The 21,326-nt window shown below is 32.1% G+C and carries 16 protein-coding genes and 1 other RNA gene; 15 read left to right on the forward strand and 2 right to left on the reverse strand.

The window, feature by feature from the left end; all coding sequences use genetic code 11:
• Positions 1-232 precede the first annotated feature (232 nt).
• The 9 genes from recJ (at position 233) to HMPREF2576_RS11150 (ending at position 11,838) form a co-directional block, all read left to right on the forward strand.
• Complete coding sequence (gene recJ / locus HMPREF2576_RS11110; RefSeq protein WP_070856135.1) at positions 233-2,506, forward strand: single-stranded-DNA-specific exonuclease RecJ; 2,274 nt, start codon at positions 233-235, stop codon at positions 2,504-2,506.
• Between the two features lie 18 nt (positions 2,507-2,524).
• On the forward strand, positions 2,525-3,043 hold the full coding sequence (locus HMPREF2576_RS11115; RefSeq protein WP_001832698.1) for an adenine phosphoribosyltransferase: 519 nt from the start codon (positions 2,525-2,527) through the stop codon (positions 3,041-3,043).
• 520 nt (positions 3,044-3,563) lie between these two features.
• The gene (locus HMPREF2576_RS11120; protein ID WP_001832683.1) at positions 3,564-5,753 is read left to right on the forward strand and encodes a RelA/SpoT family protein; all 2,190 of its coding nucleotides are present in this window, start codon (positions 3,564-3,566) and stop codon (positions 5,751-5,753) included.
• 13 nt (positions 5,754-5,766) lie between these two features.
• The gene (gene dtd, locus HMPREF2576_RS11125) at positions 5,767-6,219 is read left to right on the forward strand and encodes a D-aminoacyl-tRNA deacylase (RefSeq protein ID WP_001830766.1); all 453 of its coding nucleotides are present in this window, start codon (positions 5,767-5,769) and stop codon (positions 6,217-6,219) included.
• The gene (locus tag HMPREF2576_RS11130) at positions 6,216-7,091 is read left to right on the forward strand and encodes an N-acetylmuramoyl-L-alanine amidase family protein (RefSeq protein WP_002470411.1); all 876 of its coding nucleotides are present in this window, start codon (positions 6,216-6,218) and stop codon (positions 7,089-7,091) included. The genes dtd and HMPREF2576_RS11130 overlap by 4 nt, the downstream gene beginning before the upstream one ends.
• A 371-nt stretch (positions 7,092-7,462) precedes the next feature.
• Entirely contained in the window at positions 7,463-8,737 is a 1,275-nt protein-coding gene (gene hisS / locus HMPREF2576_RS11135; protein ID WP_070856132.1) for a histidine--tRNA ligase, read from the forward strand.
• Between the two features lie 2 nt (positions 8,738-8,739).
• The gene (aspS, locus tag HMPREF2576_RS11140) at positions 8,740-10,506 is read left to right on the forward strand and encodes an aspartate--tRNA ligase (protein ID WP_001830852.1); all 1,767 of its coding nucleotides are present in this window, start codon (positions 8,740-8,742) and stop codon (positions 10,504-10,506) included.
• A 275-nt stretch (positions 10,507-10,781) separates the two neighbouring features.
• Positions 10,782-10,972, forward strand: a non-coding RNA gene (ssrS, locus tag HMPREF2576_RS11145) — 6S RNA.
• A gap of 89 nt (positions 10,973-11,061) precedes the next feature.
• A complete protein-coding gene (locus HMPREF2576_RS11150; protein WP_001830777.1) occupies positions 11,062-11,838 on the forward strand; it encodes a tRNA threonylcarbamoyladenosine dehydratase in 777 nt (258 codons plus the stop codon).
• Between the two features lie 192 nt (positions 11,839-12,030).
• On the opposite strand, the gene HMPREF2576_RS11155 is transcribed toward HMPREF2576_RS11150, so the two are convergent.
• Positions 12,031-13,302: a replication-associated recombination protein A gene (locus tag HMPREF2576_RS11155; RefSeq protein ID WP_070856130.1), complete on the reverse strand. Its 1,272-nt coding sequence runs from the start codon at positions 13,300-13,302 to the stop codon at positions 12,031-12,033.
• Positions 13,303-13,387: 85 nt separating this feature from the next.
• On the opposite strand from HMPREF2576_RS11155, the gene cymR reads away from it, so the two are divergent.
• Both cymR and HMPREF2576_RS11165 read left to right on the forward strand, forming a co-directional pair.
• Entirely contained in the window at positions 13,388-13,810 is a 423-nt protein-coding gene (cymR, locus tag HMPREF2576_RS11160; RefSeq protein ID WP_001830806.1) for a cysteine metabolism transcriptional regulator CymR, read from the forward strand.
• A gap of 185 nt (positions 13,811-13,995) precedes the next feature.
• On the forward strand, positions 13,996-14,139 hold the full coding sequence (locus tag HMPREF2576_RS11165; RefSeq protein WP_001830746.1) for an SAS049 family protein: 144 nt from the start codon (positions 13,996-13,998) through the stop codon (positions 14,137-14,139).
• A 199-nt stretch (positions 14,140-14,338) separates the two neighbouring features.
• On the opposite strand, the gene HMPREF2576_RS11170 is transcribed toward HMPREF2576_RS11165, so the two are convergent.
• A complete protein-coding gene (locus HMPREF2576_RS11170) occupies positions 14,339-15,334 on the reverse strand; it encodes an LLM class flavin-dependent oxidoreductase (RefSeq protein ID WP_001830781.1) in 996 nt (331 codons plus the stop codon).
• Between the two features lie 242 nt (positions 15,335-15,576).
• On the opposite strand from HMPREF2576_RS11170, the gene HMPREF2576_RS11175 reads away from it, so the two are divergent.
• The 4 genes from HMPREF2576_RS11175 to HMPREF2576_RS11190 all read left to right on the forward strand — a co-directional run bounded on the left by HMPREF2576_RS11175 (position 15,577) and on the right by HMPREF2576_RS11190 (position 21,102).
• On the forward strand, positions 15,577-16,719 hold the full coding sequence (locus HMPREF2576_RS11175) for a cysteine desulfurase family protein (RefSeq protein WP_001830848.1): 1,143 nt from the start codon (positions 15,577-15,579) through the stop codon (positions 16,717-16,719).
• Positions 16,719-17,837: a tRNA 2-thiouridine(34) synthase MnmA gene (mnmA, locus tag HMPREF2576_RS11180; protein ID WP_001830892.1), complete on the forward strand. Its 1,119-nt coding sequence runs from the start codon at positions 16,719-16,721 to the stop codon at positions 17,835-17,837. The genes HMPREF2576_RS11175 and mnmA overlap by 1 nt, the downstream gene beginning before the upstream one ends.
• Positions 17,838-17,999: 162 nt before the next feature.
• A complete protein-coding gene (locus HMPREF2576_RS11185; RefSeq protein ID WP_001832695.1) occupies positions 18,000-18,668 on the forward strand; it encodes a tetratricopeptide repeat protein in 669 nt (222 codons plus the stop codon).
• A 1-nt stretch (position 18,669) separates the two neighbouring features.
• Entirely contained in the window at positions 18,670-21,102 is a 2,433-nt protein-coding gene (locus HMPREF2576_RS11190; RefSeq protein ID WP_001830904.1) for an SF1B family DNA helicase RecD2, read from the forward strand.
• The last annotated feature ends 224 nt before the right edge of the window (positions 21,103-21,326 follow it).

Raw genomic sequence — 21,326 nt, forward strand, 5'->3', positions numbered from 1 at the left:
GCCAGTAAATGAATTTATAAAAACTCATTTACTGTCTATTTTGCTAGGAATTATGCCCCTGCCTCTTGATTTTATATATTAGCGTTTAATCATAAAGATAGCAGTTAATGAACAAATTGAATGATAAAAGTTTTGTGAAGAATTGAAATGATATATTCTTTTAAAAAATGCAAGTACTTTTTATTTCAATAAAATTTCGGTATAATGACCTGTGGAAATGAGGACGATTATAATGATTAAATCAAAATATAATTGGGATATAACTCAACCGAATACCTTTATAAGTGAGAGTAGCAGTGATCAATTTAAACTTTCACCTATAGTAAAAAAGGTATTAGAGAGTAAAAATATTGTGGATAATCAGGAGATTCAAAATCTATTTGAAGGCACTAACATTAGTCATGATTATATGTTATTAAGTGATATGCAAAAAGCCATTGATCGTATTAAATTAGCTATCGATCAAAATGAACGAATACTAGTATATGGTGACTATGATGCAGATGGTGTTACATCTACTACAATTCTAGTGTCTACTTTACGTCTACTTGGCGCTCAGGTGGGGTGGTATATTCCCAATAGATTTACAGAAGGATATGGACCTAATGAATTAGCATTTAAAAATGCTTATGACGAAGGGATTTCCTTAATAATAACTGTAGATAATGGTATACAGGGACATCATGAAATAAGTACCATACAAGAATTAGGTGTAGATGTTATAGTGACAGATCATCATGAAATAGGAGAAACTTTACCTGATGCTTTTGCAATTGTACATCCGATGCATCCTAATTTTGAATATCCTTTTAAATATTTATGTGGTGCGGGTGTTGCTTATAAATTGGCCCAAGGATTGATAGAGCATCCACCTCAACATTTCATAGCATTAGCTGCCATAGGTACAATTGCAGATTTAGTATCATTGACAGATGAGAATAGATATATTGTAAAGCAAGGAGTAAAGATATTAAACAATCATACACCATCGTCCATAAAGGCTATCTTAAATCAAGCGGGTTTTAATGATGAAATAACAGAAGAAACAATTGGTTTTATTATTGGACCTCGATTAAATGCGGTTGGTAGACTAGAAGATGCATCATTAGCTGCTGAACTTTTATTGTCCGATGAATTTGAAGAGGCGGAATTTTTAGCTGAACAAGTTGAACATTTTAATCATGAACGTAAAGATATAGTATCTAAAATTACTAATGAAGCATTGTTATTAGCAGAGGAACAAATCAAGCAAGGCCATTTGTTTCTTTTACTTGCCAAAGAGGGGTGGCATGAGGGTGTATTAGGTATTGTTGCATCTAAAATTGTAGAAACATATGCACTACCTACATTAATTTTAAATATTGATGAAAATCAAAATCATGCCAAGGGTTCTGCGAGGTCGATTGAACAAGTTTCCATGTTTGATATTTTAAATGATCATCAACAGTTAATTGATAAGTTTGGTGGTCATCACATGGCTGCAGGAATGACAATGTCTATCGATAATATTGAACATTTACATAAAGAGCTAGATATGTGGATGAAAGAACTAACTGTTACCACTTCATTAGAGCCTTCAATAAAGGTGGATGCACAACTTGAAGAAAAAGAAATTAACATTAAAAATATTAAAGATATATTTCAATTAAGGCCTTTTGGTACGGACTTTAATAGTCCTCTTTTTATGGTTAGAGATCTAATTGTCAAGTCAACAAAGGGAATTGGACAGGATAATAAGCATCTTAAGTTAACGCTTGGTCATTCAGGTTTAACTGCTTTATTTTGGAATCATGGACATTTGGCAAGTGAACTTGAACCAGGTCAACCGATTCATATAATAGGAACATTGCAAATTAATGAATGGAATGGTAATCAAACACCTCAATTTATCATCAAAGACATTGCTATAGACCAATTACAAATTTTAGATTATCGTAGTAAACGTAAAAATATACAATTTAAAGAAACTGAATCAAATGTTGCCTATGTCATTCATCCGAAACTTAAAAAAAGCAATTCACATTACTATCATTATGGTGAGGTTATTGATAGACCTTATGATAAAATAGTGTTTAGAGATTTACCTAATACTATGGTTGAAATTGAACAAACCTTAGAACATTCACAAATTTCTCAACTATATTTAGTTCTGCAGCATGAAAAGTCAATATATTTTGAAGGTATCCCTAGCAAGTCGCTTTTTAAAAAGTGTTACAAAGCTTTAATAAACAAAAAAGAAACTGACTTAATTAAAGAAGGTATGCTGCTTTGTGAGTACTTAAATATTAAGCCAGAAATATTAACATTCATGCTTAAAGTCTTTAAAGAATTGGAGTTTATTTACGACGAAAAGGGATTGATTAAGATAAATCCAGCGCCAAATAAACAAGATATAGAAAATAGTCGTTTTTACCAAATGAGACGAGCACGTATGGAAGTAGAAGAACGTCTTCTCTATGATGATTTTTTAAATATAAAAGAATGGATAATATCAAAGTTAACATAGCTTTCAGGAGGAAAAACAATGGATTTAAAACAATATGTTTCAGAAGTAAAAGATTGGCCTTCAGCAGGTGTAAGCTTTAAGGATATAACAACTATAATGGATAATGGTGAAGCTTATGGATATGCTACGGATCAAATTGTTGAATACGCAAAGGAAAAAAATATAGATATAGTAGTTGGTCCTGAAGCCAGAGGATTCATAATAGGGTGTCCAGTTGCTTACTCAATGGGTATTGGATTTGCTCCAGTACGTAAAGAAGGAAAACTACCTCGAGAAGTTATTCGTTATGAATATAATTTAGAATATGGAACTAACGTATTAACTATGCATAAAGACGCGATTAAACCAGGACAACGAGTTTTAATCACTGATGATTTACTAGCTACAGGTGGAACTATTGAAGCTGCAATAAAGCTTGTTGAACAATTAGGTGGTATAGTTGTAGGTATTGCTTTTATTATTGAACTTAAATATTTGAATGGAATTGATAAAATAAAAGATTATGATGTGATGAGTTTGATTTCATATGATGAATAAAAATAATAAAATATAGATTTTTATGAGCCTGAAAAAATAATATCAGGCTCATTAATCTTTTGGAAAACCTTAATGCCTTAATGTATTAAATGATTATCAATGTTATTATAATTTACTTTATAATTGCTATGAATATTAGCTAAGTATTTCATCTCTATTTTTAATTGGACATAGTTTTAAAACGATATTTAATAAAAATATGTGTTTTAAATTTTTAATTGGGACCGACAACTTAAATGTAAATTTAAATGTGTGATTAAAGTTTAACATCATTTATTTATTTGTAAGTCATATTGTAGTATTATGAAACTATTATTTAGAAAATTAATAAATGAGTTTCAATTATATAGTTGAACATGATAATTTGATATATGTAGAACCTTTCTACTTTCTTAAGCTATAAATGATTTATGGTAAAATGAATACAAAACAATAAATAAGTACTTTCATGTGGTATGTTAAACATCTTTGCAACATGAGTACTAAACGAAAGTAATGAATTGAGTGGGGTGTCATTAAAGTGAATAACGAGTATCCATATAGCGCGGATGAGGTGCTTTATAAAGCTAAATCATATTTATCAACAAGTGAATATGAATATGTTCTCAAAAGTTATCATATAGCTTATGAGGCACATAAGGGTCAATTTAGAAAAAATGGCTTACCTTATATTATGCATCCTATTCAAGTTGCAGGGATTTTAACAGAGATGCGTTTAGACGGACCCACTATTGTCGCTGGATTTCTACATGATGTGATTGAAGATACTTCTTATACATTTGAAGATGTTAAAGATATGTTTAATGAAGAAATTGCACGAATAGTAGACGGGGTAACTAAACTTAAAAAGGTTAAGTATCGCTCTAAGGAAGAACAACAAGCAGAAAATCATCGTAAACTATTTATTGCTATTGCTAAAGATGTACGCGTAATTTTAGTGAAGTTAGCAGATCGGCTTCATAATATGAGAACTTTAAAGGCAATGCCAAGAGAGAAGCAGGTAAGAATCTCTAAGGAAACCTTAGAAATCTATGCTCCTTTAGCACATCGTCTCGGAATCAACACGATAAAGTGGGAACTTGAAGATACAGCGCTGAGATATATTGACAGTGTGCAATATTTCCGCATCGTTAATCTTATGAAGAAAAAACGTAGTGAACGCGAAGCTTACATTACAAATGCAATCAATAAAATTAAAAACGAAATGACTAAAATGAATCTTTCGGGCGAAATTAACGGTAGACCAAAACATATTTACAGTATATACCGCAAAATGATAAAACAAAAAAAGCAATTCGATCAAATATTTGATTTGCTTGCTATACGTATTATAGTTAATTCGATAAATGATTGTTATGCGACACTTGGTTTAGTTCATACATTATGGAAACCGATGCCTGGACGTTTTAAAGATTATATAGCTATGCCTAAGCAAAATATGTATCAATCACTACATACCACTGTAGTTGGACCCAATGGCGATCCTTTAGAAATACAAATTAGAACGCACGAAATGCATGAAATCGCTGAACATGGTGTTGCTGCACATTGGGCTTATAAAGAAGGTAAGACAGTTAATCAAAAAACACAGGATTTTCAAAATAAGCTTAATTGGTTAAAAGAACTTGCTGAAACCGACCATACTTCTGCAGATGCGCAAGAATTTATGGAATCCTTAAAATATGATTTACAGAGCGATAAGGTATATGCATTTACTCCAGCTAGTGATGTTATAGAGTTACCTTATGGTGCAGTACCAATTGATTTTGCTTATGCAATACACAGTGAAGTAGGAAATAAAATGATTGGTGCTAAGGTTAATGGTAAAATCGTACCTATAGATTATGTTCTACAAACTGGTGATATTATAGAGATTCGTACAAGTAAACATTCTTACGGTCCAAGTAGAGACTGGTTGAAAATTGTAAAATCTTCTAGTGCCAAAAGTAAAATCAAAAGTTTCTTTAAAAAACAAGATCGTTCTTCTAATATTGAAAAAGGTAAATTTATGGTAGAAGCGGAGATTAAAGAACAAGGATTCCGTGTTGAAGATATTCTAACTGAGAAAAATTTAGAAGTCGTTAATGAAAAATATCATTTTGCTAATGATGAAGATTTGTACGCAGCTGTTGGATTCGGTGGTGTTACATCAATACAAATCGTCAATAAATTAACTGAACGACAAAGAATATTAGATAAACAAAAGGCATTAAATGAGGCGCAGGAAGTTACAAAATCTGTACCTATAAAAAAAGATATTACCACAGACAGTGGTGTATATGTTGAGGGATTAGAAAACGTCTTAATCAAGTTATCAAAATGTTGTAATCCTATACCAGGTGATGATATTGTTGGTTATATCACTAAAGGACACGGGATTAAAGTTCATCGTACAGATTGTCCAAATATAAAAAATGAGACAGATCGATTGATTTCGGTAGAGTGGGTAAAATCTAAAGATTCAACACAACAATATCAAGTTGATTTAGAAGTTACTGCATATGATAGAAATGGCTTGCTTAATGAAGTATTACAAGCTGTAAATTCTACTGCTGGAAGCTTGATTAAAGTATCTGGGCGTTCAGACATTGATAAAAATGCAGTAATTAATATTAGTGTGATGGTAAAAAATGTCAATGATGTGTACCGTGTCGTTGAAAAAATTAAACAACTAGGTGACGTTTATACAGTATCTAGAGTTTGGAACTAGAGGTGCAAAAGATATGAAGATAATTGTACAAAGAGTTAAAAATGCTAGAGTTACGAATGATACAATTGATAACCAAATTAATAAAGGCTATTGTTTACTTGTAGGAGTAGGTCAAAATTCTACTGAAGAGGATGTAAAAGTCATCGCAAGAAAGATTGCTCATGCACGTCTCTTTGAAGATGAAAATGACAAATTGAATTTAAATATTCAACAAGTTGAAGGAGAAATTCTTTCAGTTTCCCAATTTACTATATACGCTGATGTTAAAAAGGGGAATAGACCTGGATTCTCAAATTCTAAAGCTCCAGAACAAGCTAAAGACTTATATCAAAAATTTAATAAAGAATTAGAAGGTTATGGCTTAATTGTCAAAACAGGTGAGTTTGGAACACATATGAATGTTGAAATTAATAACGATGGACCTGTCACATTGATTTATGAATCGCAGGATGGGAAAATAATATGAAGAAAATAGATTCATGGCTAACTAAACATGGTCTAAAAAATCGACTTACGCTCGTAGTAATTGTAATTTTTATTATATTTTTAATTTTACTTTTTATGTTTGTTAATTTAAGTGATGAAGATACAGGTCAAATTACTATAACTGAGAATGCTGAGTTAAGAACAGGACCTAATGCCGCCTATCCTGTTATTTATAAAATAGAAAAAGGCGAAAGTTTTAAGAAAATAGATCGAAAAGGGAAATGGATTGAAGTTCAAAATCACGCTGGCACTGAGAAAGGCTGGGTTGCTGGTTGGCACACAAATTTGAACATTCCAGCTGATCAATCACTTTCGTCAAACCCTCTAAAAGGAAAAACAATTGTACTTGACCCTGGTCATGGTGGAAGTGATCAGGGCGCCTCAAGTAGTACACCATCTAAAAGTCTCGAAAAAAATTACACACTTAAAACTGCTAAAGAATTAAAAAAGTTATTAAATAAGGAAGGTGCTCATGTAAAAATGACTCGTTCCAATGATAAATATGTGTCCCTAGATGATAGAAATATAAAGGGTGACGCATTTATTAGTATACATAATGATGCGCTTGATTCTTCAAATGCCAATGGAGTGACTGTTTATTGGTTTAAAGACAAGCAAGAAACACTTGCACAAACTTTAAATTCTGCAATTCAAAAGAAGGCATTATTGACAAATCGAGGTTCTAGACAACAAAATTATCAAGTGTTGAGACAGACAGATATACCAGCAGTACTGTTAGAGTTAGGCTATATAAGTAATCCTACTGATGAATCAATGATTAATGATCAATTACATAGACAAGTGGTTGAACAAGCTATTGTTGATGGTTTAAAACAATATTTCTCGTCCTAGACCTTGCAAATTATTCTAAAAATCGTTATCATTATTGTTGAACTTTATAAATAAAACCGATATGATTCTTGAAATTTTAAATGAAGTAGGTAGCATTTAATGCGTAGAAATACAATCCTTGGCTGTAAGATTGTACTTAGTAATTTAAAAATTTGAACGCAAGAAGAGGTACTTTTAATTAAAAGTCGGATAGCGCACGTTAAGCGTTTTGAGTGGATTATGCTTTTATCAGTATAATCAAATAGGGTGGCAACACGGTGAATCGTCCCTTGTATAGTTTTGCACTATACAAGGGACTTTTTAATTTTTTATAACCCATATGAAAATAAAAGACTATTTTAATCTTTTTTAATAATAAAGGAGAGAGTTTTATGATTAAGATGCCAAGAGGTACCCAAGATATCTTGCCGCAAGATTCTGCTAAATGGCGTTACATTGAAAATCGATTACACACATTAATGGAATTGTATAATTATAAAGAAATAAGAACGCCAATTTTTGAAAGTACTGAACTTTTTGCAAGAGGCGTGGGGGATTCTACTGACGTTGTTCAAAAGGAAATGTATACATTTAAAGATAAAGGGGATCGTAGTTTAACATTACGTCCTGAAGGAACTGCAGCCGTTGTACGTTCATATATTGAACACAAAATGCAAGGTGAACCCAATCAACCTATCAAACTTTACTACAATGGTCCTATGTTTAGATACGAACGTAAACAAAAAGGAAGATATCGCCAATTTAACCAATTTGGTGTCGAAGCAATAGGAGCGGAAAATCCTAGTATTGATGCTGAAATACTCGCTATGGTTATGCATATATATGAGTCTTTCGGATTAAAGCATTTAAAGTTAGTTATCAATAGTATTGGTGATAGTGAATCACGTAAAGAATATAACGAAGCATTAGTAAAACATTTTGAACCTGTGATTGATACATTTTGTTCAGATTGTCAATCAAGATTACACACTAATCCTATGAGAATTTTAGATTGTAAAATCGATAGAGATAAAGAAGCAGTAAAAAATGCACCCCGTATCACAGATTATCTCAATAATGATTCTAAATCTTATTATGAACAAGTTAAATTACATCTTGATAATTTGAACATATCTTATGTTGAAGATCCTAACTTAGTTCGTGGGTTAGATTATTATACTCATACTGCCTTTGAATTAATGATTGATAATCCAGAGTATGATGGAGCTATCACTACATTATGTGGTGGTGGTCGATATAATGGGTTGTTACAATTATTAGATGGTCCAGATGAAACAGGTATTGGGTTTGCACTAAGTATTGAAAGATTATTGATGGCACTTGATGAAGAAGGTATTTCATTAGATGTAAGTGAAGATTTTGATTTATTTGTTGTGACAATGGGAGAAGATGCCGATCGTTATGCTGTTAATTTAATCAATGATTTAAGAAGAAATGGAATAAAAGTAGATAAGGATTATCTAAACAGAAAAATTAAAGGACAAATGAAACAAGCTGACCGTCTTAATGCTAAATATACAGTAGTAATTGGAGATCAAGAGCTTGAAAATAATGAAATTGGTGTGAAAAACATGATTTCAGGCGAATCAGAAAATGTACAATTAGACGAATTGGTTAATTATTTTAAAAGTAGAAAGGAAGTCTAAAAATGAATAAAAGAACAACGTATTGTGGTTTAGTCACAGAAGAATTTTTAAACGAAAAAGTAACATTAAAAGGTTGGGTTCATAACAGACGAGATTTAGGTGGATTAATTTTTGTTGATTTAAGAGATCGTGAAGGTATTGTCCAAATAGTTTTTAATCCTGACTTTTCCGAAGAAGCATTGCAAGTTGCTGAAACAGTACGCTCAGAATATGTAGTCGAAGTTGAAGGTGTAGTAACAAAACGTGATGCTGAAACTATTAACCCAAAAATCAAAACAGGTCAAGTTGAGGTTCAAGTTTCAAATATTGAGATTATTAACAAATCAGAAACACCTCCATTTTCAATTAATGAAGAAAATGTAAACGTTGATGAAAATATTCGATTAAAATATAGATATTTAGATTTACGTAGACAAGAATTAGCGCAAACTTTTAAAATGAGACATCAAACTACGCGTTCTATCCGTCAATACTTAGATAATAATGGCTTCTTCGATATTGAAACACCAGTATTAACAAAATCAACACCTGAGGGTGCGCGAGATTATCTAGTACCTTCCCGTGTACACGAGGGTGAATTTTACGCGTTGCCACAATCACCACAATTATTTAAACAACTATTAATGATAAGTGGTTTTGATAAATATTATCAAATTGTTAAATGTTTCCGTGATGAAGACTTACGTGCAGATCGTCAACCAGAATTCACTCAAGTTGATATTGAAATGAGTTTTGTCGATCAAGAAGATATCATAGCCATGGGTGAAGATATGTTACGTAAGGTTGTAAAAGATGTAAAAGGAATAGACGTTAGTGGCCCATTCCCACGTATGACATATGCAGAGGCTATGGACCGTTTTGGTTCAGATAAACCTGACACTCGTTTCGGTATGGAACTTATCAATGTGTCACAGCTTGGTAAAGAAATGAATTTTAAAGTTTTTAAAGATACGGTAGATAACAACGGCGAAATTAAAGCAATTGTCGCAAAAGACGCTGCAAATAAATATACACGTAAAGACATGGATGCATTAACAGAGTTTGTAAATATATATGGTGCAAAAGGATTAGCTTGGGTTAAAGTTGTTGATGATGGTTTAAGTGGCCCAATTGCTAGATTTTTCGAAGATGTTAATGTTGAAACACTTAAACAGTTAACAGAAGCTAAACCTGGAGATTTAGTAATGTTTGTAGCTGATAAACCTAATGTTGTTGCTCAAAGTTTAGGGGCTTTAAGAATTAAATTAGCAAAAGAATTAGGTTTAATTGATGAATCAAAATTAAATTTCTTATGGGTAACTGATTGGCCGTTATTAGAGTATGATGAAGATGCAAAACGTTATGTAGCAGCACATCATCCATTTACTTCACCTAAAAGAGAAGATATCGAAAAGCTAGACACTGAACCTGAAAATGTACAAGCCAACGCTTATGATATTGTTCTAAATGGTTATGAACTTGGTGGTGGTTCTATAAGAATACACGATGGTGAATTGCAACAAAAAATGTTTGAAGTATTAGGATTTACTAATGAACAAGCTCAAGAACAATTTGGTTTCTTATTAGATGCTTTTAAATACGGTGCTCCACCTCATGGTGGCATCGCGTTAGGTTTAGATAGACTTGTGATGTTATTAACAAATAGAACAAACTTGAGAGATACAATTGCATTCCCTAAAACAGCATCAGCTACATGTCTTTTAACTGACGCTCCAGGAGAAGTATCTGATAAACAACTCCAAGAACTCTCACTAAGAATCAGACACTAGGGCCCCAACAAAGAGAATTTCACAAAGAAATTCAACAGGCAGAGCAAGTTGGGACTAGGGCCTTAATTTAATGTTTCTTAAGAAATTAGCACAGAGAGCTTAATTGTACGAATTGAATATAAAACAGCGGTGTGTAATATAATTAATCAGACATTATATTATAATTTTGGTAACTAGTTTAGAATACACGAGAAAATAATACACATTTGAGTTAAATGATAAGTCTTTAAAATTTACTTCTCTTTTTAAATTGTGGTATGATATTTTCATAAGATAGTCATCTGTGGTGTTCGTAAGTTTGCTTTTTATTTGGGCCTAACACTCTTTGATCAGGGAGCCCAATAGGTTTTCTCGCAGCGCACACGCCTCTATAGGAGGACTTGCAAAACGAGAAACAGGGCACCCACCTGTATATAGCAGGCCGAATGATCAAGCTATTTATAACTACGGCATCAACGGACTCTATCGGTACGCAAGACTTTTGTCTTGCGTATTTTTATGTATATAATTATAAAGAAGCATAGATATAATGAATTGGAATCAAAGGAGCTAAAGATGAAACATCAATTTTCAAGGAATGAATTAGCAATAGGACAAGAAGGGCTGAACTTACTAAAAAATAAGACTGTTGCAGTTTTAGGTGTTGGTGGCGTCGGGTCATTTGCAGCTGAGGCATTGGCTCGGACTAATATAGGGCACATCATACTTATAGATAAAGATGATGTCGATATTACAAATGTGAACAGGCAAATTCATGCACTGACTTCAACTATTGGTCAAAGTAAAGTCACGCTAATGGAAGAAAGAATCAAATTAATAAATCCCGATTGTAAAGTAACTTCTTTGCATATGTTTTATACCGAGGAAACATACAAAGATATCTTCAATAATTATGATATTGATTATTTTATTGATGCAAGCGATACAATCATTTATAAAGTTCATCTCATGAAAGAGTGTTTAGAAAGAGGAATTGAGTTAATTTCAAGTATGGGTGCAGCAAATAAGACTGACCCGACACGTTTTGAAATTGCAGATATTTCAAAAACACATACTGATCCTATGGCTAAAGTAATTAGAAATCGTTTAAAACGCCTTGGTATTCGTAAAGGTGTTAAAGTAGTATTTTCTGATGAAAGTCCTATTGTTATTCGCGAGGATGTAAAAGAAACAGTAGGAGATAAAAATGCAATCAATAGAAAAGGGCAAATGCCTCCATCTTCTAATGCATTTGTTCCAAGTGTAGTAGGCCTTATTTGTGCAAGCTACGTTGTCAACGATATTTTAAAAGATATACCTGTAAGGCGAATTAAAGATAAAGGACAAAATTAAAGTTATCTATCTCATTGCAAGAAAATCATCATCTTCTATTTTGTGAAATTTGATTCATAGTTTAAAAAAAACAAAATGTATTTTAAATAAATCTACAACAACTCATAGTAAAAAAACCTGAGGCATCAGTATTGTCCCAGGTTTTTTGCATCTAAGATATTAATTTCAACTACATATTTTCAATGAATAAAATTATGTTTTATTTCGTAAGTTATCGTAAATTGTTTTAAATTGTTGTTCACTTTTTGATGTGGTTTTTGGTTCATAATACACTCTGTTTTTTAATTTTTCTGGTAAGTACTGTTGTACAACATGACCATTTTCATAGTTATGAGGATATTTGTAACCTATAGCCCGTCCTAACTTTTTAGCACCTGAATAATGACCGTCTTTCAGATAATCCGGTATTTGACCTATATGTCCATTTCTTATATCGCCAAGAGCTTTATCTATTGCTGTGATACCAGAATTTGATTTAGGTGATAAGCATAATTCTATTACAGCTTGACTAAGGGGAATTCGTGCTTCTGGAAAACCTAGACGTTCAGCTGATTGTATTGCTGCTAAAGTCCTCTGACCAGCATTAGGTGATGCTAACCCAACATCTTCATAACTAATTACAAGTAATCGACGTACGATTGTAGGTAAGTCACCAGCTTCAATTAGACGTGCTAAGTAGTGGAGTGCTGCATTGACATCACTACCTCTAATTGATTTTTGAAAAGCGCTCATGACGTCATAATGCATGTCTCCATCTTTATCACTTACAAAAGCACCTTTTTGTAAGCAATCTTTTGCGTCATCTAATGTAATATGTCTTTCGTTTTCTTCACCAATATGAGCACTTAGTACAGCTAATTCCAAAGCGTTTAATGCACTCCTAACGTCGCCATGGCTTTGCGTTGAAAAATATTCGATAGCATCTTCATCTACAATAGGATGATAAGTACTTAAACCTCTTTCCTTATCATTTATAGCTCTATCTAATGCCAATCTTATATCATCTTGATCTAATGGGTAAAGCTCAAATATTTGTGCTCTAGATCGTATCGCTGGATTTATCGCATGATAAGGATTTGAAGTTGTTGCACCTATTAATACAATTTTGCCATTTTCAAGATGTGGTAATAAAAAATCTTGTTTAGCTTTGTCTAAACGATGAATTTCATCTAATAGTAAGATAACTTGTCCTGACATCTTAGCTTCTTCGACAATTAGCTGCATATCTTTCTTTGTATTTGTTACGGCATTTAATTGTCTGAATTTAAATTGTGTACTGCCTGAAATTGCTTTTGCAATACTTGTTTTACCAATTCCAGGTGGACCATAAAAAATCATAGAAGAAAGACGTTTAGTATCTACCATCCTTCTTATTATACCTTTCGGACCAACCAGGTGTTGTTGAGATATAATTTCATCTATATTTTTCGGTCTCATTCGAGAGGCTAATGGTTCTGTACTCACATTTTTCACACCTTTCTAATATTATATTAACGTAAAAAATGATAGAATGGTATCAGATACTATTCGAATTAAGTGAGGTTATACAATGAAAATATCAACAAAAGGGAGATACGGATTAACATTGATGATATCTCTTGCTAAAAGAGAGGGTCAAGGTTGTGTATCACTAAAAACAATTGCTGAAGAAAATAAACTAAGTGATTTATATCTTGAACAATTAGTAGGCCCTTTAAGAAATGCTGGATTAATTCGAAGCGTTCGAGGTGCTAAAGGTGGTTATCAACTTAGAGTTCCATCAGAAGAAATTACTGCAGGAGATATTATCCGATTACTAGAAGGACCGATTACGTTTGTAGAAAGTATTGATTCAGAACCGCCTGCACAAAAGCAACTATGGATTAGAATGAGAGATGCTGTAAGAGATGTTTTAGATCATACTACATTAAAATATCTTGCAGATTACAAAGATACGAATGAAGACTTAGAGGGTTATATGTTCTATATTTAAATTTTATAGTGGTTAAATAGATACATAGATATCTCCATTCATTATTTACTCGTAAAAATTTTACCTGTAATGTTTAACTAACATTTTATAAGGTTATAACAAAGCATAGCAATCATGGATTCACATTTTTAATCCATTTTAATGTTGCTATAAATAAACTTTTATAACTGAGAGGAGTAAATTTTATGAGTTTTATGGATAAAGCTAAAGAAGCTGCTGAAAAATTTAAAGATAGTGATAACGAACAAGTTAACAAAGTAAAAGATAAAATAAATGAATATACAGGTGGCGAAGACAACAAAGATAAAAAGGACAAAAAGGATAAATAAAAAGTCTCTAATTATTTTAAAAGGTTAAATAGCTACCAACAAAGTTTCAAACTTTGTTGGTAGCTATTAATTTTTTAATACAAAATGACTTATAAATAAGTTATGAAAATCATATTTAATTTATTAAAATTCATCAAAAGAGTGAGACAATAATGATTGTCTAATCCCTTATAATCATTGGTAAGATGTTAACATTTTACTATGATTTAATTGCACGTTCTAATCTTCGATATGATTCTATTTGTTTGTCTTGATCATAGATATAACTAATTGCCATAAGTTCATCGATATCCCCGTACTCTTTTATGAACGATTCAAGTTTTTGTTTAACTGTATCTTCAGATCCTATAAGTGACCCTTTTAAACGTTGTTGTGCTAATTCATATTCGCGTGGTGTTAATAGGGCCTTTAAATCATCTGTTGGTGGTTGGACAGGTTGCATTTTTCCTCGTGTTATACTTACCATTATTTGAGACATCGTAGTTGCTAAATATTCTGCTTGTTCATCAGAATCTGACACAATTGTATTTAAACAAACAATTACATAAGGTTTATCAAGTACTTCTGAAGGTTCAAATAATTCTCTATAAATTTGTAGTGCTTCCTTCATTTGTTGTGGAGCAAAATGTCCTGCAAAAACATATGGTAACCCTTTACGTGCAGCTAAATGTGCAGAATCTGTAGATGAACCTAGAATATACATTGGGACATTTTTATCTACCGCAGGATAAGCACGTACATATGCTTGTTGATGACTCGGTCCAAAATATTGTTGCAGTTGTTCAACTTCTTCAGGGAATTGATAAACACCATTATGCTGATCTCTTCTTAATGCGCTCGCTGTCATCATATCTGTACCAGGAGCACGTCCTAATCCTAAGTCCACACGTTGAGGGAATAATGTTTCCAATGTCCCAAATTGTTCTGCTACGACTAGTGGTGCATGATTCGGTAACATTATGCCTCCAGAACCTACTTTGATAGAATGAGTATGTTCTAATGTATGTTGAATTAATAGAGAAGTAGCTGAACTAACTAAATTTGGAGCATTATGATGCTCTGCAATCCAGTAGCGCTCATAATCTAAATCATCTAATGCTTGAGCGAGTGTAACCATATCGTTAATTGCATCTTTATCTTCTTGACCTTCACGTATAGGTACTAAGTTTAACGCAGATAATTTTATATTTTTCATACATGATGCTTCCTTTCCATAATTAATAATAATTGAAGTATAACAATCATTTTTGATTTTCAATATTGAATTGCTCAAATTATTTTAATTTTATATACAAAAATGATATTCGATAAATTGGTAGGTTAGATGTTAAAATTTAAATGACATAAATTTTTTCATTGGTAAAACAGAAAAGTAGAAATAAACAAATAATGGTGCTATTATAGGAACATTGATAATTTGACAAGGAGTGTCCAAACATGGAAGTATACGCAGATTATGCTGCGACTACGCCAGTAAAACCAGAAGTAATAGATGCTATGATGGAAATATATCAATCTCATTTTGGTAATCCATCGTCAATACATTCTATTGGTAGAGATGCACGCAAATATCTTGATCAGTCACGTCGTACAGTTGCACAATTGTTGGGAGCGAATCCGAATGAAGTAATATTTACAAGTGGTGCAACAGAATCGAATAACACTGCTATTAAAGGATTAGTGAAAGCGAATGAACAATTAGGTAATCATATTATTACTACCAAAATTGAACACCATTCAGTATTACACGTATATGAGCAACTTGAAAAAGAAGGTTATGATGTTACGTATCTAGATGTAGATGATACTGGTGCAGTTGATTTAGACCAATTAAAAGAAACAATTAATGATAGAACAATTTTAGTATCAATTATGTTTGTAAATAATGAGATTGGAACAGTACAAAATATTTATGATATTGAAGATATTATTGGAGACACTCATGCGTTATTCCATGTTGATGCTGTTCAAGCAATTGGACATTTAGATTTAGATTTTCATAATTTTAAAATTGATACAATGAGTATTTCAGCACACAAATTTGGTGGTCCTAAAGGTGTTGGTCTACTATTAGTAAAAGAGCATACACCAATAGCATATAATCAACTTGGTGGTGAACAAGAAACCAAACGTCGAGCAGGTACAGAAAATTTACCTCAAATTGTTGGATTAACAAAGGCACTTGAATTAGCTATAACCAATCAAGATGTAAATAATGTTCATTTAATGAATTTAAAAGAATTATTTTTAGTTCAGTTACAGGAAAGGGCAATTCCATTTGAATTAAACGGTTCAATGACAGATTCAACGGGTCATATTTTAAATATTTATTTTCCATTTATAGATGTTGAAACAATGTTAACATTATTGGATTTAGCCCATGTATATGTATCTTCAGGTTCTGCTTGTACAGCAGGTTCAACGACTCCATCTCATGTACTTGCAGCTATGTTTGAAGATGAAGAACGAGCAAAACATTCAGTACGTTTTAGCTTTAATGAACAAACAACAACGCAAGAAATTAAATATATTGTAGCTGAAATTCATAAAATCTATCATAAATTTAAGGAGGAATCATAGTGTCTAACAAAGATATACGCGTAGTTGTGGGCATGTCTGGTGGAGTGGATAGCTCTGTTACTGCATACTTGTTAAAAGAACAAGGTTATGATGTAATAGGTATATTTATGAAAAATTGGGACGATACTGATGAAAATGGGGTGTGTACAGCCACTGAGGATTATAATGACGTGATTGCAGTATGTAATCAAATTGGCATCCCATACTACGCTGTTAATTTTGAAGAACAGTATTGGGATAAAGTATTTACTTATTTTCTTGATGAATATAAAAAAGGTCGTACACCTAACCCTGATGTGATGTGTAATAAAGAAATTAAATTTAAAGCATTTTTAGAACATGCTTTAAAATTAGGCGCTGATTATGTCGCTACAGGTCATTATGCTCGTATACGTCGTCATGATGATGGGCATGTTGAAATGCTAAGAGGTGTTGACAATAATAAAGACCAAACCTACTTTTTAAATCAATTATCCCAAGAACAACTATCCAAAGTCATGTTCCCAATTGGAGATATTGAAAAAAGTGAAGTAAGACGTATTGCAGAAGAGCAAAATTTAGCTACTGCCAAGAAAAAAGACTCAACAGGTATTTGTTTTATTGGTGAAAGAAACTTTAAAGAATTTTTATCACATTACCTACCAGCTCAATCTGGTGAAATGTTGACATTAAATGGAAAAAAAATGGGACAGCATAGTGGATTGATGTATTATACAATTGGTCAACGTCACGGCTTAGGCATCGGTGGAGATGGAGATCCATGGTTTGTTGTAGGTAAAAATTTAAATGATAACGTATTATATGTTGAACAGGGATTTCACCATGATGCACTTTATAGTGATTATCTCATAGCTTCTGATTATTCATTTGTTAATCCAAGTGAAATTGATTTGGAAAAAGGTTTTGAATGTACAGCTAAATTCCGTTATCGCCAAAAAGATACTAAAGTTTATGTTCAACGCGAAAACGAGAATTCTATTAGAGTAACTTTTGCTGAACCAGTTAGAGCGATTACACCTGGTCAAGCAGTTGTCTTCTATAATCAAGAAGTATGTTTAGGTGGCGCTACAATTGATGATGTTTATAAAAACGAAGGTCAATTAAGTTACGTTGTATAAATTGTTTATACCGTTAATTCATGAGAAATTCTTGTATTAACGGTTTTTTTATGACTTGTTTTTTCATGAAAATATATAAATAAAGAAAAATTAACTTAAATATCCTGAAAATACATATTTAAAATAATCATGTTATAATCGTGTAGAAATGAGGGAGAAAAGATGCACGAACAAAGTAAGATATACCAAAATATTAAAGATGGTAAATTAGATACCGCTTTGAAAGACTTGTTTGAAAATATAGAAGAAAATCCGGCCATTGTTGAAAATTATATTAACGCAGGTATTGTATTATCAGATGTTGGAGAAATTGAAAAAGCAGAACGTTTTTTCCAAAAGGCATTAACTATTGAACCTGAAAATGGTGCTGTTTATTATAACTTGGCAAATATTTATTATAATGAAGAACGTTATAACGAAGCGATAAAGCTATATCAAACTGCACTACAATATGAAGTAGCGAAAAAAGATTGTAATTATATGATTGGTATGTCGTTTAATCAACTAGGTGCTTTTAAAGAAGCTTTACCATTTTTAATGACTGCAGCTGAAATGGACGATGATAGAGATTTAGAAGTACAGTTTCAATATGGGTTAGTACTATGCCAACTCGAAATGTTTGATGAAGCTATTAAACAATTAAATAAGGTTCTTTCTATCGATTCACAGCACGTAGATGGTATATATAATCTTGGTTTAGCAACATATATGAAAAATGAAAATTTAGATGAAGCAATTGCATATTTTGAACAAGCAATATCAATTGATGAAAAACATTTACTTAGTCAACATGCATTAAAGACATTCAAAACAATGAAAGAGGAGGAATAATATGTCTGACCCTACACTTTTTGATTATTCAATGATCAAAGGTACAGTTGATGCTATTTTATTTCAAAATACGGATAATTTTTATACTGTTCTAAAAGTAGATACTATAGAATCAAATGAAAAATTTGATAGTATGCCAACTGTGGTAGGGTTTCTTCCCAATGTAGTTGAAGGCGATGTTTATACTTTTAAAGGGCAAGTCGTACAACATCCACGTTATGGTAAGCAATTAAAGGCTGAAACATTTGAAAAAGAATTACCTCAAACTAAAGAAGCCATTATTAGTTACTTATCAAGTGATTTATTTAAAGGCATCGGTAAAAAAACGGCTCAAAACATTGTAAATACACTAGGTGAAAATGCTATAAATGATATTTTAACTCGTCCAGAAATCTTAGAAAGTGTACCTAGTTTACCAAAGAAGAAACAAAAGCAAATTGCTGATCAGATTAATGCAAACCAAGAATCTGAGAAAATTATGATACGTTTACACGACCTAGGGTTTGGTCCGAAATTATCAATGGCTATATATCAGTTCTATATGGGTGATACTTTAAATGTCTTAGATAAAAATCCTTACCAATTAGTATATGACATTAAAGGTATTGGTTTTAATAAGGCTGACCAACTTGCTCGAAATGTCGGTATTGAGCCACATTCACCTGAAAGATTAAAAGCAGCATTATTATTTACGTTAGAAGAAGAATGTATCAAACAAGGACATACATATCTACCTCGTACAATTGTTATAGAAACAACACAAAATTTACTCAATGAAGATATTGAGAAACCAATTGAAACAGAGCAATTACTAGAAATCATTGACGTTTTATCAGAAGAGAAAAAATTAATATCTGAAGCTGATCAGGTATCAATTCCAAGTTTATACTATTCAGAATTGAAAAGTGTGCAAAACTTATACCGAATTAAAACAAACACATCTAAATTAAAAGAAATAGAACAGTCTGATTTACAAATACATATTGGTGATATTGAGTCACAAAATGAGGTTAATTACTCTGCCTCTCAAAAAGAAGCGCTTGAAACAGCAATAAATTCTAAAATTATGCTTTTAACTGGTGGTCCGGGTACCGGTAAAACCACAGTCATTAAAGGTATAGTTGAATTATATGCAGAAATACATGGGCTCTCGCTCGATTATGATGATTACAATGAAGATGATTATCCAGTAGTGTTAGCTGCACCCACTGGTCGTGCTTCTAAGCGCCTTCACGAATCGACAGGTTTAGAAGCAATGACAATTCATCGTTTAATCGGTTGGAACCAAGATACACAACCACAGGATATTTTAGAAAATGAGATCAATGCAAGACTCATTATCATCGATGAAATGTCAATGGTAGATACTTGGTTGTTCCATCAATTTTTAAGCGCTGTGCCTTTAGAAGCACAAATTGTATTTGTCGGAGATGAAGATCAGTTACCATCAGTAGGTCCAGGACAGGTATTTAAAGACCTTATTGATTCTGAAATAATACCGCGTGTTAATCTTACCGAAGTATATCGTCAGCAAGATGGTTCCAGTATTATTGACTTAGCTCACCGTATGAAATTAAATGAACCTATCGATATTACTAAACGTTATCATGATCGTAGTTTTATTCGTTGTGGTACGAATCAAATTCCAGACGTTGTTGATAAAGTAGTTAAAAGCGCTGTAGCTAAAGGCTATGATATGAGTGATATACAAGTTTTGGCTCCTATGTATAAAGGTAACGCTGGTATTAAGAGACTTAACCAAGTTCTACAATCTATTCTTAATCCGAAGCAACAAGATGATCGTGAAATAGAATTTGGTGAAGCTGTGTTTAGAAAAGGGGATAAAGTACTTCAGTTAGTTAATCGACCTAATGATAATATATTTAATGGGGATATAGGTATAATAGTAGGTATATTTTGGGCCAAAGAAAATGCTCTAAATAAGGATGTGTTAGTTGTAGATTTTGAAGGTAATGAAATTACATTTACTAAACAAGATTTAATGGAACTAACACATGCATATTGTACATCTATCCATAAATCACAAGGTTCAGAATTTCCTATTGTAATTATGCCTATTGTTAGACAATATTATAGGATGTTACAACGTCCCATTCTTTATACAGGATTAACTAGAGCTAAACAATCACTTGTTTTGCTTGGTGAACAAGAAGCATTTGATATAGGTTTAAAAACAAATGGACAAATACGATTAACGCAATTAAATGATTTGTTAAAATCGTATTTTGGACAAAACAAAGATAATTTAACTACAAATAAACAAACGATTAACGAACAAAAAGAAAATAACAATCATCTGGATTTGAAAAATGAAAAAGAAAATGATATCCAATTAAACGAGTCGACAATTTTCCAAATCGATCCAATGATTAATATGGGGGAAATGACGCCATATGACTTCGTTGAACGTTGACAAATCAATAAAAAGAAAATAAAATGAAATTAAGTAAGTATAGAGACGAGTAAATAACTTTTGAATTATAGAGATGTACTGGTTGGTGAAAAGTACAAACAAAATTATTGAATGCTACTCTATATTAGTTAAATAAAGTATACAAAGTGATAAGAAATAGTAGACAAACAAAATTCAAGTATGTAAATAGGTCACAATTCTTATAACTAGGGTGGTACCGCGAT

The sequence above is a fragment of the Staphylococcus sp. HMSC063F05 genome (genome assembly GCF_001837075.1).
GTDB classification, from domain to species: Bacteria; Bacillota; Bacilli; order Staphylococcales; family Staphylococcaceae; genus Staphylococcus; species Staphylococcus epidermidis.

What these genes read in the sequence shown, in the direction of transcription:
- aspS (WP_001830852.1), top strand. Translation starts at nt 8,740, where the DNA reads ATGAATAAAAGAACAACGTATTGTGGTTTAGTCACAGAAGAATTTTTA.
- HMPREF2576_RS11165 (WP_001830746.1), top strand. Translation starts at nt 13,996, where the DNA reads ATGAGTTTTATGGATAAAGCTAAAGAAGCTGCTGAAAAATTTAAAGAT.
- HMPREF2576_RS11190 (WP_001830904.1), top strand. Translation starts at nt 18,670, where the DNA reads ATGTCTGACCCTACACTTTTTGATTATTCAATGATCAAAGGTACAGTT.
- HMPREF2576_RS11115 (WP_001832698.1), top strand. Translation starts at nt 2,525, where the DNA reads ATGGATTTAAAACAATATGTTTCAGAAGTAAAAGATTGGCCTTCAGCA.
- dtd (WP_001830766.1), top strand. Translation starts at nt 5,767, where the DNA reads ATGAAGATAATTGTACAAAGAGTTAAAAATGCTAGAGTTACGAATGAT.
- HMPREF2576_RS11150 (WP_001830777.1), top strand. Translation starts at nt 11,062, where the DNA reads ATGAAACATCAATTTTCAAGGAATGAATTAGCAATAGGACAAGAAGGG.
- HMPREF2576_RS11170 (WP_001830781.1), bottom strand. Translation starts at nt 15,334, where the DNA reads ATGAAAAATATAAAATTATCTGCGTTAAACTTAGTACCTATACGTGAA.
- HMPREF2576_RS11130 (WP_002470411.1), top strand. Translation starts at nt 6,216, where the DNA reads ATGAAGAAAATAGATTCATGGCTAACTAAACATGGTCTAAAAAATCGA.
- cymR (WP_001830806.1), top strand. Translation starts at nt 13,388, where the DNA reads ATGAAAATATCAACAAAAGGGAGATACGGATTAACATTGATGATATCT.
- HMPREF2576_RS11175 (WP_001830848.1), top strand. Translation starts at nt 15,577, where the DNA reads ATGGAAGTATACGCAGATTATGCTGCGACTACGCCAGTAAAACCAGAA.
- hisS (WP_070856132.1), top strand. Translation starts at nt 7,463, where the DNA reads ATGATTAAGATGCCAAGAGGTACCCAAGATATCTTGCCGCAAGATTCT.
- recJ (WP_070856135.1), top strand. Translation starts at nt 233, where the DNA reads ATGATTAAATCAAAATATAATTGGGATATAACTCAACCGAATACCTTT.
- HMPREF2576_RS11185 (WP_001832695.1), top strand. Translation starts at nt 18,000, where the DNA reads ATGCACGAACAAAGTAAGATATACCAAAATATTAAAGATGGTAAATTA.